Annotated in this window: 14 protein-coding genes and 1 pseudogene; 11 read left to right on the top strand and 4 right to left on the bottom strand. The window is 35.5% G+C overall.

Annotated features, from left to right (window positions below; genetic code table 11):
- Positions 1 to 155: 155 nt before the first annotated feature.
- The 4 genes from clpX (at position 156) to yihA (ending at position 6,696) form a co-directional block, all read left to right on the top strand.
- On the top strand, positions 156 to 1,415 hold the full coding sequence (clpX, locus tag A8L44_RS15890; protein ID WP_066108651.1) for an ATP-dependent protease ATP-binding subunit ClpX: 1,260 nt from the start codon (positions 156 to 158) through the stop codon (positions 1,413 to 1,415).
- Between the two features lie 479 nt (positions 1,416 to 1,894).
- Entirely contained in the window at positions 1,895 to 3,559 is a 1,665-nt protein-coding gene (lonB, locus tag A8L44_RS15885) for an ATP-dependent protease LonB (RefSeq protein WP_066108648.1), read from the top strand.
- 234 nt (positions 3,560 to 3,793) lie between these two features.
- Complete coding sequence (lon, locus tag A8L44_RS15880; protein WP_066108645.1) at positions 3,794 to 6,118, top strand: endopeptidase La; 2,325 nt, start codon at positions 3,794 to 3,796, stop codon at positions 6,116 to 6,118.
- Positions 6,115 to 6,696, top strand: coding sequence for a ribosome biogenesis GTP-binding protein YihA/YsxC (gene yihA / locus A8L44_RS15875; protein ID WP_066108642.1), 582 nt, complete (start codon positions 6,115 to 6,117; stop codon positions 6,694 to 6,696). The genes lon and yihA overlap by 4 nt, the downstream gene beginning before the upstream one ends.
- A 511-nt stretch (positions 6,697 to 7,207) precedes the next feature.
- Here the strand turns inward: yihA and A8L44_RS19275 are convergent.
- The 3 genes from A8L44_RS19275 to A8L44_RS15860 all read right to left on the bottom strand — a co-directional run bounded on the left by A8L44_RS19275 (position 7,208) and on the right by A8L44_RS15860 (position 8,533).
- Complete coding sequence (locus A8L44_RS19275) at positions 7,208 to 7,558, bottom strand: hypothetical protein (RefSeq protein ID WP_368072450.1); 351 nt, start codon at positions 7,556 to 7,558, stop codon at positions 7,208 to 7,210.
- A gap of 246 nt (positions 7,559 to 7,804) precedes the next feature.
- Positions 7,805 to 8,143, bottom strand: a complete 339-nt coding sequence (locus A8L44_RS19270; RefSeq protein ID WP_066108636.1) for an SMI1/KNR4 family protein — start codon at positions 8,141 to 8,143, stop codon at positions 7,805 to 7,807.
- A gap of 204 nt (positions 8,144 to 8,347) precedes the next feature.
- Positions 8,348 to 8,533: a hypothetical protein gene (locus A8L44_RS15860; protein ID WP_066108632.1), complete on the bottom strand. Its 186-nt coding sequence runs from the start codon at positions 8,531 to 8,533 to the stop codon at positions 8,348 to 8,350.
- A 279-nt stretch (positions 8,534 to 8,812) separates the two neighbouring features.
- On the opposite strand from A8L44_RS15860, the gene A8L44_RS15855 reads away from it, so the two are divergent.
- Complete coding sequence (locus A8L44_RS15855; protein WP_225983614.1) at positions 8,813 to 9,241, top strand: stage III sporulation protein AH; 429 nt, start codon at positions 8,813 to 8,815, stop codon at positions 9,239 to 9,241.
- Positions 9,242 to 9,438: 197 nt separating this feature from the next.
- Here the strand turns inward: A8L44_RS15855 and A8L44_RS15850 are convergent, their stop codons facing one another.
- A complete protein-coding gene (locus A8L44_RS15850) occupies positions 9,439 to 10,098 on the bottom strand; it encodes a nucleotidyltransferase domain-containing protein (protein ID WP_066108629.1) in 660 nt (219 codons plus the stop codon).
- Positions 10,099 to 10,632: 534 nt separating this feature from the next.
- Between A8L44_RS15850 and A8L44_RS15845 the strand changes: the two genes are divergently transcribed.
- The 6 genes and pseudogenes from A8L44_RS15845 to A8L44_RS15820 all read left to right on the top strand — a co-directional run bounded on the left by A8L44_RS15845 (position 10,633) and on the right by A8L44_RS15820 (position 15,306).
- Entirely contained in the window at positions 10,633 to 11,172 is a 540-nt protein-coding gene (locus tag A8L44_RS15845) for a GNAT family N-acetyltransferase (protein WP_066108626.1), read from the top strand.
- 290 nt (positions 11,173 to 11,462) lie between these two features.
- On the top strand, positions 11,463 to 11,918 hold the full coding sequence (locus tag A8L44_RS15840) for a CarD family transcriptional regulator (protein ID WP_175354316.1): 456 nt from the start codon (positions 11,463 to 11,465) through the stop codon (positions 11,916 to 11,918).
- A 623-nt stretch (positions 11,919 to 12,541) separates the two neighbouring features.
- Positions 12,542 to 12,943, top strand: coding sequence for a CDI toxin immunity protein (locus tag A8L44_RS15835; protein ID WP_066108619.1), 402 nt, complete (start codon positions 12,542 to 12,544; stop codon positions 12,941 to 12,943).
- A gap of 181 nt (positions 12,944 to 13,124) precedes the next feature.
- Positions 13,125 to 13,984 (top strand): annotated as a pseudogene (locus A8L44_RS15830) (alpha/beta fold hydrolase).
- A 160-nt stretch (positions 13,985 to 14,144) separates the two neighbouring features.
- The gene (locus A8L44_RS15825; protein ID WP_066108616.1) at positions 14,145 to 14,363 is read left to right on the top strand and encodes a DUF3953 domain-containing protein; all 219 of its coding nucleotides are present in this window, start codon (positions 14,145 to 14,147) and stop codon (positions 14,361 to 14,363) included.
- Positions 14,364 to 14,472: 109 nt separating this feature from the next.
- Positions 14,473 to 15,306: an aminoglycoside 6-adenylyltransferase gene (locus tag A8L44_RS15820; RefSeq protein WP_066108613.1), complete on the top strand. Its 834-nt coding sequence runs from the start codon at positions 14,473 to 14,475 to the stop codon at positions 15,304 to 15,306.
- The last annotated feature ends 264 nt before the right edge of the window (positions 15,307 to 15,570 follow it).

Here is a 15,570-nt window from a genome sequence, read left to right as displayed (position 1 = left end):
TAAGGAACAATTAGTTTGGCAAATGAGTACGGCCTTTTTCTTACCTTATATGGGGCAATGTATGTTACAATCCTTACATACCCTTCATTAGTTAATCTGGATCGTAAAGAATTGCAGATTTCATGATAGAGTTCATAATACCAAGGGGTGAAACTATGTTTAAATTTAATGATGAGAAAGGGCAATTGAAGTGTTCTTTCTGTGGGAAAACTCAAGAACAAGTCCGAAAACTCGTAGCGGGTCCAGGTGTTTATATATGTGATGAGTGCATAGAGTTATGCACTGAAATTGTAGAAGAAGAACTGGGTACTGAAGAAGAAGTTGAGTTAAAAGATATACCAAAACCAATGGAGATCTTAGAAATCCTTGATGAATATGTTATTGGTCAAAAAGGTGCTAAAAAATCCTTGGCAGTAGCCGTTTATAATCACTATAAACGTGTAAATTCTAATAGCAAAATTGAAGATGTAGAATTATCTAAATCCAATATTTGCTTAATCGGGCCTACTGGAAGCGGGAAAACACTTCTTGCTCAAACTTTAGCCAGATTATTAAATGTACCATTTGCCATTGCAGATGCTACGTCATTAACTGAAGCTGGTTACGTGGGTGAAGATGTTGAAAATATCTTACTTAAGCTAATTCAGGCTGCTGATTACGATGTAGAGAAAGCTGAAAAAGGCATTATATACATTGATGAAATCGATAAAATTGCACGTAAATCTGAAAACCCATCCATTACACGAGATGTTTCAGGTGAAGGTGTACAGCAGGCGTTGCTGAAAATTCTTGAAGGCACAGTGGCAAGCGTTCCGCCACAAGGAGGAAGAAAGCATCCTCATCAAGAATTCATCCAAATTGATACAACGAATATTCTATTCATTTGCGGTGGTGCATTTGATGGAATCGAACCGATTATTAAACGCCGTCTTGGCCAAAAAGTTATCGGTTTTGGATCAGTTAAAGAAGAAGTTGAAGATAAAAACTTGTTAACTAAAGTTCTTCCTGAAGACATGCTTCGTTTTGGATTAATTCCAGAATTTATCGGACGTTTGCCGGTAATTGCTACACTTGAGCAATTAGATGAGGATACATTAATCCAAATCCTTACTAAGCCAAAAAATGCGCTTGTTAAGCAATTCCAAAAAATGCTTCAACTTGATGACGTAGAACTCGAATTTGAGGACGGAGCGTTGTTAGAAATTGCGAAAAAAGCAATTGAGCGTAAAACAGGTGCACGTGGACTTCGTTCCATTATTGAGGGAATTATGCTGGATGTCATGTTTGAACTTCCTTCCCGTAATGATATTAAAAAATGTATCATTACAGCTGAAGTGATCTCTAAAGGCGAATCTCCAAAAATAATTCTTGTTGATGGAACAACTGAAACAGTTGAAAAGAAAACATCTGCTTGATAAAGATATAAGTTGTAGAAGAGGCCAATCAAAATCTTGATTGGCCTTTTTTGTATTGCAAATGACGTAATTTACAGGTTATCTATTCTTAAATGGATACATGTTTGGAGAGTTAGAAGAAAACAATTGCTTTTATAGGAAGAATAATAAGAGATTGACCCGATTGGAGTAGGAATCCAGCTGATTCCTTCATTAATCCAGCCAATTTTAGATTTTATCCAGCCAAATTCAGCACTAATCCAGCCAATTCAGCTCAAATTCCAGCCAAACGCTAAAGTAGATGGCAGGTTTTGGTGTAGATATATAGAGCTTGAGTCATAAGGATAGCCACCCACTGCGGGAGGAAAGAACACATCTGTGCGCCTCCTCTTATGCTTGTCGAAGCTGATCAGTCGGCTCAGCTTTTTGATGTTTATTCCATCCTTTCTAGGGAGATACTAGCTTGTATCTCAACGATGTGATTTCAGGAGGGTGCTTATATGAGTTGGACTGGTGTGGTTATTGTTATCCAGCTGTTCTTTGGAATAGTGATTGGCATGTATTTTTTAAATTTGTTAAAGGGTCAAAGGGTACAAAAGGTTTCGATTGATCGAGAGGCTAAGAAGGAGATGGATCAGCTTCATCGAATGAAGTCTATCTCATTAACTGAGCCGCTTTCCGAAAAGGTAAGACCAGCACGGTTTGATGATATTATTGGTCAGAAGGATGGAATCAAGGCACTAAAGGCAGCACTTTGTGGGCCAAATCCACAGCATGTACTAATTTATGGTCCGCCTGGAATTGGGAAAACGGCCGCTGCGCGACTGGTGCTGGAAGAGGCTAAAGCAAATATGAAATCTCCATTCAGGCAAACCGCAACATTTGTAGAATTGGATGCCACAACAGCCAGATTTGATGAGAGAGGAATTGCTGACCCACTTATAGGCTCTGTTCATGACCCAATCTATCAGGGCGCCGGAGCAATGGGCCAGGCAGGTATTCCACAGCCAAAACAGGGGGCAGTTTCAAATGCTCATGGCGGTGTCTTATTTATTGATGAAATTGGAGAATTGCATAATATACAAATGAACAAATTATTGAAGGTATTGGAAGATCGGAAAGTACATTTTGAAAGTGCATACTATAATGAAGAGAATCCGAATATACCAAAACATATACATGAAATTTTTCAAAATGGATTGCCTGCTGATTTTAGGCTTGTTGGGGCTACAACGAGAACACCTTCTGAAATTCCGCCTGCGATTCGTTCCAGATGCATGGAAATTTTTTTTCGTGAATTAAATCAGGAGGAACTGAAAAAAGTGGCCAAAAATGCAGTTGAACGGGTGTCCTTAGAGATTAGTGATGAGGCGCTTAATGTCATTGGTAATTTTGCCAGCAATGGACGGGAAGCTGTAAATATGGTTCAGAGTGCCGCAGGTTTAGCCATTACAGAAAATAGAGATTATATTAAAGATGAAGATATTGAATGGATTGTTCAATCCAGCCAAATGTCTCCTAGATATCAAAGCTTTATTGCGAAAGAATCTGCCGTTGGTGTTGTAAATGGTCTGGCTGTAACCGGACCAAGCTCAGGGGCGTTACTTGAGATTGAAGTGACGGTTATTGATGCGGTTGATAAGGGTTCAGTTAATATAACTGGAATCGTAGAAGAAGAAAGTATTAATAGTGCTGGAAAATCCATCAGAAGAAAAAGCATGGCTAAGGGATCGATTGAAAATGTGGTGACTGTCCTGAGAACGATTGGCGTACCAGCTGACAAATTTGATATCCATGTTAATTTTCCGGGCGGTATACCGATTGATGGTCCTTCGGCAGGCATTGCTATGGCCGTTGGGATTTACTCAGCTATCTATCAAATACCGGTAAAAAATAATGTTGCAATGACAGGAGAAATCAGCATTCACGGGAAGGTTAAGCCGGTTGGCGGTGTGTTTACGAAAGTGACAGCAGCTAAGTTAGCGGGAGCCGATGTAGTTCTGATTCCGGAAGAAAATATACAAGCCCTGTTAAACCAAGTCGAAAATATTGAAATTAAACCTGTCAGGAACTTAAAGGAAGTATTTCAACTAGTATTCGATCGTACAGCGGCCATTGATACTATTATCGAAAATATGCCACTTTCTGAACGGGAAAGCGGCTGAGGGAACAAAATTAAAAGGCTTGCATCAGAGCGAGCCTTTTTTTTGTCTAATGAGAGTGGGAAATTTTGTTACCTTAAAAATTGATTGAAAGGTGTTACATCCACTTAAATTTAGGGAAAACAAGTAACATGGTTTCGTTTATCGTCCCAAATAGACACAAACCAGTAAATACGATAAAATTGGTAAAAGGCCAATGAATAATACATATATTAGCATGTTTTGGAGGTGCAACAAATGGCAAACACTATGGACAAAAACGTTCCCCTCCTGCCGCTTCGCGGATTGCTTGTTTTCCCAACGATGGTTCTCCATCTGGATGTTGGAAGGGAAAAATCTGTTCAGGCGCTAGAGAAAGCGATGGTAGATGACCATTTGATATTTTTAACTACTCAGAAGGAAGCTTCTACAGATGAGCCCAGTGAAGAAGATTTGTATGAAATGGGTACACTCACTAAAGTAAAACAGATGCTTAAACTCCCAAATGGGACAATTCGAGTGTTGGTAGAAGGTTTATCGAGAGCACAAATGGTTTCCTATGAGGATGATAGTGATTTTCTTACAGCGAAGCTCGAAATTATTGAAGATCCAGTAGAGAAGGATCCTGAAACAGAAGCTTTGATGAGAACTTTATTAAATTACTTTGAACAGTACATAAAAATCTCAAAAAAGGTCACAACAGAAACATATAATTCAACTGTTGATATAGAAGAACCCGGCAGACTGGCCGATATTGTTACATCACATTTGCCGCTTAAGCTGAAGGACAAGCAGGAAATACTTGAGACCATTGATGTCAAGGAAAGATTAAACAAAGTAATCAGTTTAATCAATAACGAGAAAGAAGTATTGAATCTCGAAAAGAAAATCGGTCTGCGTGTCAAAAAATCAATGGAGCGAACACAAAAGGAATATTATCTACGCGAACAAATGAAAGCAATCCAAAAAGAGCTCGGTGACAAAGAAGGTAAGGCTGCTGAGATTGCTGAATTTGCTGAGAAGATAAAGGAAGCGGGCATGCCGGCTCATGTCATGGAAACTGCACTTAAGGAGCTGGACCGCTATGAAAAGATTCCGGCAACATCTGCAGAGAGTGCGGTCATTCGTAATTATATTGAGTGGCTGATTGCAATTCCTTGGTCGAAAGCAACGAAGGATGATCTGAATATTAGAAAAGCTGAGAACATCTTAAACAAAGACCATTATGGTCTTGAAAAGGTGAAAGAGCGCGTGCTTGAATATTTGGCTGTTCAGAAGCTTACGAATTCCTTAAAAGGACCAATTCTTTGCCTTGCGGGACCTCCAGGGGTAGGTAAGACTAGTTTGGCAAAATCCATAGCCAAGTCTTTGAACCGTAATTTCGTCCGGGTTTCTCTTGGTGGAGTAAGAGATGAATCAGAAATACGCGGACATCGCCGTACGTATGTGGGGGCTATGCCTGGCCGTATTATACAAGGGATGAAAAAAGCAGGAACCATTAATCCGGTTTTCTTATTGGATGAGATTGATAAAATGTCCAACGATTTTCGGGGGGATCCATCTTCAGCTATGCTTGAAGTTCTTGACCCGGAGCAAAACAATACTTTCAGCGATCATTATATTGAGGAAACCTACGATCTTTCCAATGTAATGTTTATTGCTACAGCCAATGATTTAGCAACGATTCCGGCACCTCTACGTGATCGGATGGAAATTATTAATCTCTCCGGCTATACGGAAATTGAAAAGCTCCATATTGCTAAAGATCATCTGATGCTAAAACAAATCAAAGCTCACGGATTGACAAGAAGCCAGCTTCAAATGAAGGATGATGCGATTATCAAAATCATCAGGCAATATACAAGAGAAGCTGGGGTTCGTACTTTGGAAAGGCAATTGGCGGCAATCTGCCGGAAAGTAGCCAAGATTATTGTTTCAGGTGAGAAGAAAAAAGTTATTGTCACAGAAAAAGTAGTGGCTGAATTTTTGGGTAAACCGTATTTCCGTCATGGCGAAGCAGAGCGTGAAGACCAGGTTGGAGTAGCAACTGGACTTGCTTATACTACATTTGGCGGTGATACCCTTCAAATTGAAGTTTCTTTATCACCAGGTAAGGGCAAACTTGTGTTGACGGGTAAACTTGGAGATGTCATGAAAGAATCTGCGCAGGCTGCTTTCAGCTATGTTCGTTCCAAGGTTGAAGATTTTGGGATTGACAAGGATTTCTATGAGAAATATGATATTCATATTCATGTTCCTGAAGGAGCTGTTCCAAAAGATGGTCCTTCCGCAGGTATTACTATAGCGACTGCCTTAATTTCAGCGCTTACGGGTAAAGCGATCCGTAAGGAAGTAGGGATGACTGGTGAAATAACTTTGCGTGGTCGTGTATTGCCGATTGGGGGATTAAAGGAAAAGTCATTGAGTGCTCATCGTGCAGGACTAAAGAAAGTTATATGTCCGATTGATAATGAGAGAGATATTGATGATATTCCTGAAAGTGTTCGTGAAGAATTAGAATTCGTATTTGTATCACAACTTGATGAAGTGCTGCAACATGCATTGGTAGGTGGAGAAAGTTGAAAATTACTCAAGCAGAGATTGTGATGAGTGCTGTTAAACCGGAACAATATCCAACAGATGGTTTTCCGGAGTTCGCTCTTGCTGGACGTTCAAATGTAGGAAAATCTTCTTTTATTAATAAAATGATCAATCGGAAAGGTTTGGCCCGTACTTCATCTAAACCGGGTAAAACACAAACATTGAACTTTTATAAGCTTAATGAGCAATTATTTTTCGTCGATGTACCGGGATATGGATATGCGAAAGTATCCAAGTCCGAACGTGAAGCATGGGGTAAGATGATTGAGACATACATTACGACACGTGAGCCTTTACGTGCTATGCTCTTAATCATTGATTTGCGCCATAAACCGTCTGTGGATGATGTAATGATGTATGATTTTCTTAAGCATTATGAGATACCTTGTATCATTATTGCAACCAAAGCGGATAAAATTCCAAAAGGTAAATGGCAAAAGCATCTAAAAGTCGTGAAAGACACACTGAATATTATCGAAAGTGACGAAGTGATTTTGTTCTCTTCGGAGACTGGGCTTGGAAAAGATACGGCCTGGAATGCCATACAGGCGCGAATATAAAAATTGATGTGAAAAGAGCTGCATATTAGTTATGCAGCTCTTTTCATATGTATATTCTAATATCAGAAGCTCTGATGAGTATTTTTTGGTAAAGCCCCTAATTCATAAAGGATAGCAGCATCACTATTTTTTCCTTCCCTAAATTTAAATATCATGATACCTGTTTCTTTGATTCGTTGGTTATCCGAAGGAATGTTAAACCAACCACCTTTATAGGTCATCCAGCCGGTATAACGGACAACTAGCTTTTCTCCCTGTTCTATTAAATCATCTATTATCCATTCATCATCCTGAAAAACATTCCTATACTAGTTCATAAATTCTCTCATATCATTTTTGGGGTTATCTGTATTTCTTGAGTGGAATATAAAATGTGAATCTGTAAGCTGATCTAAGAGTTCAAGATTACCTTTCGTAAAGTATTCATCGAACCATATCCTGGCGACTTCTCTTTTTTGATCAGTAATCACTTTATCTCCCTATACTTGTATAAGATGGTCTGACCTTTGTATTATTCCTCATCCTCAAAAGTAATCATTACGCCAACAACCTGTTTGAAAATATTATATTTCACTTTGACTTCATACATTCCATCACCATAGCCAGACATAGAAACCGCACCTCCAGGAACCACTCCGGCTTGTTCATCTGTATCAGTCATATCACAGCATGCTACATAGTATTTAGAGCTAGCCTCATCTATCTCTATATCATGGGTATTTATCAGTTCATATGGGATTGTTTCATCTTTTTGAAAAACGTCAAAATCAAAGATTCCTGCTTGTGCTGAATCAACCGCTATTGCTTGAGCGCAATCATGCCATCTCCCGCTTGGTTTCTTTTCGCCATAATATACGAACAAATTTTGTACTGCTTCCTCATCAGTGTGTGTAACATATGCTGTCCACTTTCCATTTTTCACATTTAGAAGTAAGACTTGCAGGTCTTCTTCATCTTTATCGTAACATGGGTCCGTAACAATTAACTTCCCACTTTCGATTGTAAATGTGCCTAAAATTTTAGGCTTATTTGTCTTTTTCGGTACATACCAGTCAATAAATTCACTTAAAGTTGAAGCCTTACATTCGCATTTTCCCTTTTTATCATCCTATAGAAAAATCAGCTCTTGCATAAATCTTTTTCGAATTTGATAGCAGAGCTTATTTCCATTGATATGGTCACCAATACAAATAAATTCATCAGGCATATTTTTAGGCCGGTTCTCTTGATTTTGCCTAACAATATCCATTGCAAAGGCTAATTGTTCATTAGCTTGAATCGAGTACAAAGTCCATTCTCCGAATGTTGCACCATTTGTTTCTAGAAAGAGTTCCTTGTATTCTTCTGGAAAGGTAGCGCCAAGTGTTCGTTCTGTTTTCTTTAATTCAATTAATGACACTCCGGCTAGTTCAATCTTGGGATTAATCTTATTTATTACTTTCTTCATTGTTTCCTCTAAGGATTTTTCCAAATTATTATGACATGTCAGAGAAATAACGTAATTTTATTAATATGCTAAGAATTGATTTATAAAAAGCGAAAGAAATGAGTGGTCTGAAGATGAGAATTGAAGTAAACAAATGAAGTAGAATCATCAAATTCGAGAATCTTCATAAGGATGGATTGTATGCGTAAATCTGTCAAACATCTATTATGTGGATTGCTTGGATTTAATTCTCCATACGAGGGATGCAATTAAAATAAGTAAACCGGCGGCTATTCCCGTTATTTGATCGATTAAAAGCTCACCTGTTCTAAAATAACGGATTGTAAATGTTCCTCCGAAAATAAGAAGTATGCTGATGGAAAATCGAATGAAAAATGTGTTTGTGCTCAATCTCTAACACCTCCTCTGTAAATAAAGCATAATTCATATGTAATTAATTGTAAATATTCTTTGTTAATAGGCTGAGAATCTCTATAAAAGGCTTTTTCGTAAATATTGTTGCTTTGAATAAAAAGGGAACTGCTATCCATTTGCGGTAAAATTGGGTGGGGATTACCTTCTTGAATGAATGGGATAGGTTAGTGAAAGAAGGAATTTATTAATATTTTACTGAATTATATTAAAGAAACCCAAAAAAACGGTAAATTGTAGCGTTGAGGTGAGATTAATATGATATGGGTACATAAAAATATAAAGGGCAAACGTTATAAGCAATTAATAGACTTACTCTCAAGGAATTGTAATCGCTTTGCTTTTGTAGAAGATGGACGTTTATTGGAGTTTGAAAAGGAGCGTCTTGCCTTTATTGATAATTTAATAATCGATATTGAAGAACATTTAATCGAAAGACGAATACAAAAAGAATGGGAAACCACAAGACTTTCTGAAGATACAGCCTACGTTTTTTATTTTAAAATGAATAATGCTACAAGAGACTTTTTGAAAGAGCGTTGTCATTCCCTTTTTGATTGGATTAGTCCTGAACTACCAGAAGACTTAATGTTTTACCATAATGATAAATGCATATTAGCTGTATGCTCCCACGAAGAATATTTTGTAGTGGAGGAAGCTATTTGGGACAGTTTCATATTGAACTAACGGGGCAGTTTAGCTCAATAAGAGAAAACCACTAGTGAATGTTACCATTACCAAACGACTTTATTATGAATTAAGCAACTATATGTACAAAGATAATAAAGTCGTTTAATTTTAATACAGAAAAATAAAAGCCTTACTACACATAAAATGTAATAAGGCTTTTAAAATTTGTTCAAAAACGCACAATTTTGTCTTTATCATTTCATTGCTTGTAACGTTTCCTTTGCCCAATGAAAAATTAACGTTGTATCTTGTTGTAAATGAACAGGCATACCTTGTTGAATCTCTAAAAAACGGCTTAATACTTGTCGATCAAGCTCTTCTGCATTTAGAATAAGCTCCCCTATATCTGATTGAAATATTTCTGATTTTAAAAATTGCTTTCCTTGTATTACGAAACGTGCATTTTTAAATATAGCTTTAATTGCCTCTACTGATTTTGTGTGCAAATAATTGTGCAAAGTCATATGATAACTATTTCCTGCACCTGTTCGAACAAATCGCTTGATATCTTCCGGTTGAATATGTTTCTTTAAAAATTCCAAGCTACCGTAAACTGCTTTTGTATCATAGACAAAGGTAAATAAATCCGATTTATCCCAAGCTTGGAGTTCGTCTACACCCGAAATAAAACCACAAAGTAAATGACGGTTTGGCATCGTATGGGTAACGACTTCATACGATAATAATCGAACAATCGTCAGTTCTTTAAAAATGACCACTACATCAATATCACTGTCTAGCTTTGCCTCTTCCCTCGCTCTACTTCCTTGCAATCCTATAAAGACAATCTCCTCGCCAAATTGTTGAATAAGTTTTTGACTAAATTGCTCAAGCCAATCGTTCATTTCAATCATATGCATTACCATCCTTATTTAATTTTGCCGCGGTAAATGCAGTAGCGTAAATAATTCTATTTTAAAACTGTAACTGTAGTCAATCGACTTATTTCTTGTAGTTTTTTATTATAACTGTACACGATAAATGGTAGGCGGGAAAGTTTCATTTTTAAATAACTCTATTATCATTAAACATTTCAATCATCTCTTATTAAATTAACGAGTGCATTAATTGAAGAAGGAATAACACTATTCTTGTTTAAGTAATTGTTATCTGGGACCAATAAGTTATTTAGAAAGTAAGATTATGTTTGTTTTGGCGAATGTCTCATTGTGATTAAGGATAAGGATTATACCGCTAAAGGAGCAGCATTCCAGAAATAATAAAAAGCTTGTGAACAAGTACACTTAAACTATAGGGGGCGTTGATCCAGGAAGGATTAATCTCTTTTTATGTTGAATTTCTTATTGAAGTAAAAGGGGAAGGTTTATTCAAGAAAAAATATAATATAAGTTTTAATCCCAATGATAAACTGATGAGGAGAAACTGAATTGAAAATTGTAAAAATTTACGAATATGAAATTAATGGTCAATTGGAAACTAAATTACGGCAGTTATTAGTAGAATGTTTTACAGATGTATATCCAAAAGATAGAATTTACTTTAAGCAGTTACCTCATTTTAGGTTCATTGTAATTGATGATACTAATCAACTTGTCGGTCATGTGGGCTTGGATTATAGAGTAATGAATTTAAACGGGAAACCAATAAGAGTTCTTGGTATCATCGATTTATGTGTATCAAAAAACAAGCGTTCACAGGGAATAGGTTCATTACTGCTCTCTGAAATAAATGATTTCTGTGAAGGGAAGTTAGTTGATTTTTTACTCTTGTTTGCAGATAACAAAAAATTGTACTTAAACGCAGGATTCAAGTCTGTAAATAATGAATGTAAATGGTTAAAAATTGACGATGAAAATCAATCAACTTACGGAATAGGACATGAAAAGATTAATGAGCTTATGATCAAAGAAGTAGGTAATATAAAATGGGAAAATGGCAAGTTAGATTTATTAGGATACCTTTATTAAGCTAACGGGGGCGATTGCAAAACAAGGCAGTCGCTTTTTGTGTTATTTGCGCAGGAAGGTTTTATAAAGAATAATAATATTAAGGTTAGTAGAGGTTTCAGAATATACGTGGGAAAATCAACCTTCCCTTTATTGGTAATCCGACACGATTCCTATTGTTAGTGCTTTTTCTGATCTTTAAGAAAAAAGTAGTTGACAACGGAAAATAAATTATGATATTATTAAATATTTGCTAAAAAATGATATATATGTTAAGGTTAAGAAGGTTACCATATATGGAGGTGGATTATTTGTTTCAAATTGGCGATAACATTGTTTATCCAATGCATGGAGTAGGTTTAATTAAAGCCATAGAAGAAAAGGAAATCTCAGAGGAAAAACAACAGTATTATGTTATAAAAATGTTAATCGGTAATATGCAAGTCATGATTCCTACGGGTAAGAGTTCAAGTATACGCCCTGTTACTGACATAATTGCATTAAAACACATCATAAACATCTTTCATCATGGAGAATCAGATAGATTACTGCCGTGGAAACAAAGGTATAAAGTGAACACGGACAAAATAAAAACGGGTAAAATACAAGAATGTACTGAAGTTGTACGTGATTTAATGCGTATGAAGAAAGAAAAAGCACTTAATACAAGCGAAAAAAAAATGTTAGATAACGCACATGAATTTTTGATTAGTGAACTGGGATTAATTAAAGGTATTACTGAAAATCAAATAAAAAGTTTCTGTTAAGGTTAATTTAAGAAAATTGATTACTTTCCCAAAAATTTCCTGATTTTTTGGAAATATGTTTATTATTAAAATAAATCTTTTCAAAGACATTCAACTTCTCCAACTCACCTTTAGAGCATTAACCTCTTTTGTAATTTCTACAATCTAATCCATTTTTATTATTTAAATTTATTTTACGAACGTTTGAAGTTTCATCAAATAACTCGATAAAATAGTCACTTGATTTTTGCAATCCTGATTCACACTGGCACGGACAAGGAGCCGTAAGGATGAAAGAGAGGTAGGGCTTTCATTGTTTTAGGTATACAATATATTATTTAAGTCATTATTTCTAGAAGAAAAAACAATCAATCTCACCTCTATCTTTAAGAATTTTTTATATCATCTGAGACAGTGAATAGTAATTGTTTATCTTCTTTACGTTAAAGAGAGAAACGAATTGGTAACACCATATGGTCAACTACAAAAATGGATTCCAGACCAGGAAACCATTTTTTATTTTATTTACATAACAATAGTAAAGATTACTGGTGAGGGTTTAAATCCTTTGAAGGGCAACGTGTACAAGAAGGATTTTAATGCTATTGTGGAACATATTAAAGGTTAACTAATAATATTAAATCATGTATGAAAAAACCAAGTTTGTGAATACGGAAGTATTTGAAATTCTAGGTTCTAATAACAGTCATTCAATTGTAGAAGATTTCTCTGAAAATTCCCTGATTGCTTTTTGGATCAGAATTGACTGGGAGAATCCTATTGTTAACCGAGTTGAAGTAAATGACCAAGAAATTAAGAGCATTCCATCCTTTCTAATTTCTAAAGGATTTGATACTTCAATTCCTATATATATCTTTTGGGGATACGATAGTTATCCATGTGTAAAAACTAAATTGACTGGAGAAATATTAAGTAATATTGAGGATATTGTTTGGTTAGGAAATGATTTATATATTTATTGTCTTACACAGAAATATGTTATTGAATTCTTTCATGATGATACGGTTAATGTGGGGTGGATTTAGGTCAACAAAGACTTTATCCTTATTTAACAAACAGGGGCGGTGATCCAAGAAGGATTAATGCTCTTTTTTGTTGAAATCCTTATTGTTGAAACGGGGCAGTTTAGCGGAAGAAGGTTTAATACCTTTCTTGTTGAACTTATTATGGTAGACCAGGTAAGTTTAATAAGAAAGGAAGATATTATTGGGGAATTGGGAAAGGAATTTACTTAAAACATCACGTGGTGTATTCGAAATATTTGTAAAGGGTGAAGGCGAACAACTTTGTGTTACCCATCATTATGCAGAATTTAATCAGACAGGTGATTATTTTGCAGAGACTTTTACAAAAACAAACAAAGTATTTTTGATAAATTTAAGAGAAGCAGGTAATTCAGAGAAGCACAAGAACCGTATCAACTAAGTTTTTTGGAAACAATATTTGATATAGAAGCTATTCGAGAAGAATTGGGTTTTAATAAATGGGGATTTTCTGGGCACTCAACTGGGGGTATGTTAGGCATTATCTACGGAATATACTTTTCAAAATCTCTTACATTTAATGTGATTGTCGGAGCTGCAGCAAGAGAATATATGACATTCTCAAAAGATTGTATTTATAATCCGAAACACTCCCAATTCACCAGAATGCAAGAACTTAATGAAACATTGAAACGTTCAGGTATATCATCAGAAAAAAGAAAAGAACTAAAAATTGAAAGAACGAAACTATCTTTATTCGACCCTGAAAAATATGACGAGCTTTTTTGTCTAAACATTAGTAAAGGAATGTCTGCGATTCGTATGGATTTTTTCAGCCGAGAATTACAAGTCTATGATGTAACGAAAAAGCTGGAGTTTATATCAACCCCAACTTTAATAATTTGCGGTAGAAATGATGTACAGTGTCCAGTGTTATACTCTATTGAAATGGAGGAAGGAATACCGAATTCAAAATTAGTGATTTTTGAAAAAAGTAATCATTACCCTTTCTTAGAAGAAGCTCAACAATTTATTGAAGAATATAATTTATTTATAAAGGAACACCAATCCTTATTAAGCTAATGGGGGCGTTGATCCAAGGAGGATTAATGCTCTTTTTTGTTGAATTCCTTATTGTAGAAACGGGGCAGGTTAGTTGAATAAGGAATTTTCTAATTTCCTATATATAGCAAAGTGGAAATGATATGATTTTAAGTGTATTTACGTATTGTGGGAGGAGAATATGCTACTAACTTTAAGAATTACCTTAGCGATAATTGTTGTTGTTTTATCTGTTTATAGTTTGATAACTGAAAATTACGACTTTAGCTCTTATACGATTTTATTCTTAGGTTTTATGATTTTAGTGATGGGATTAGATGAACTTCAAAAAGACAGAAAAAACTTTTGGGGATACACAAGTATTATTATTTCGTTATTTATTTTTCTTAGTCTTTATTAAAGAATTCTTATTAAAGTAACGGGGCAGTTTAGCAGAAGAAGGATTTATATGCTTTTTAACGAATAAGTTTCTAACACCATCATTCAAATAAGGAGTTGGTTTAAAGTGTGTGGGATTAAATACTAAATATCAAAAAAGAGATTTAGATCTTCCAAAGTATCGTCAAAATATCATTAAAGCAATTGAAGAAGATTTGAAAAAAGATGAGAACATATTGGGCGTATTTTATGGAGGTTCAATAGGTAATCAGAATACAGATTTATATTCTGATATTGACCTGAGAATTGTTGTTAAGGATGAAGTATATGAAGTATATAGATTAAACAAAAAGCAAAGAGCCCGAAATTGGGGAAACGTTCTATTTTTTGAGGATTTACCTTGGGCAACTCACAGTGTTGCTCATTATGATAAGTTCATAAAAGTAGACACCTTTTATTATAGGATTAAGGACGTTCAACCATCAGTATGGTTACAAAACATTAAAATTGTTCGGGACACAAATGGAATATTAAGAACTGTATTAGAAAAATCAATGGATTTGTCGTATAGCCCTAATGTCCAGGAGTTTGAGATTTGGAGGACAAAATTCTTTGCTTATGCACACGAAGCATATCGAAGAGCTATGAGAAAAGAGCTTTATTATGCTCTGAATTGTCTTGATAGTTTAAGACTATCAATGGTTACAGGTTGGTATATGGCTGCTGGTATTCAGCCTAACGCATTTGGAGACTGGGCAAAACTAGAAGGTAGCCGAAGTGAATTATCTGATTTACAACTCGGACTACTTGAACAATGGCACAGTAGTCGTGATCCAAATGAGATAATGATTGTGGTAAATAAAATAATCCCAGAGTTTAAAAAGGTCCATAAAAGTTTATGCATTGTTCTTGGCATAGAGGAAAAAGAAGAATGGATTGAAGAAATATTAAATATAGCTCTTTAAAAGGAAAATATTCATTGCACATAAACTATCAAGGGCATTGTTCTAAGAAGGATTAATGCCTTTTTGTGTTGAACTTCTTATGGAAGTAAAGGGGCAGTTTCGTATTATATAGTTCAGCCAGAACTTTCTGGTTGAACTTTTTTCATTTGAATTTAATCTATCAGTAGCCAGGGTAGAACGTAAGGGGCAGTGGGACAAATGATCCCGTCCGCTAAACTGTTCACCCCCTACTTGTAGAAATATGTTTGAGGCTGGTTGGGACTT

Origin of the sequence: Bacillus sp. FJAT-27986 (genome assembly GCF_001685035.1) — a bacterium.
Lineage (GTDB): Bacteria > Bacillota > Bacilli > Bacillales > Pradoshiaceae > Pradoshia.
The sequence above is the reverse complement of the archived record's forward strand: the minus strand, read 5'-3'. Positions and strand labels throughout refer to the sequence as shown.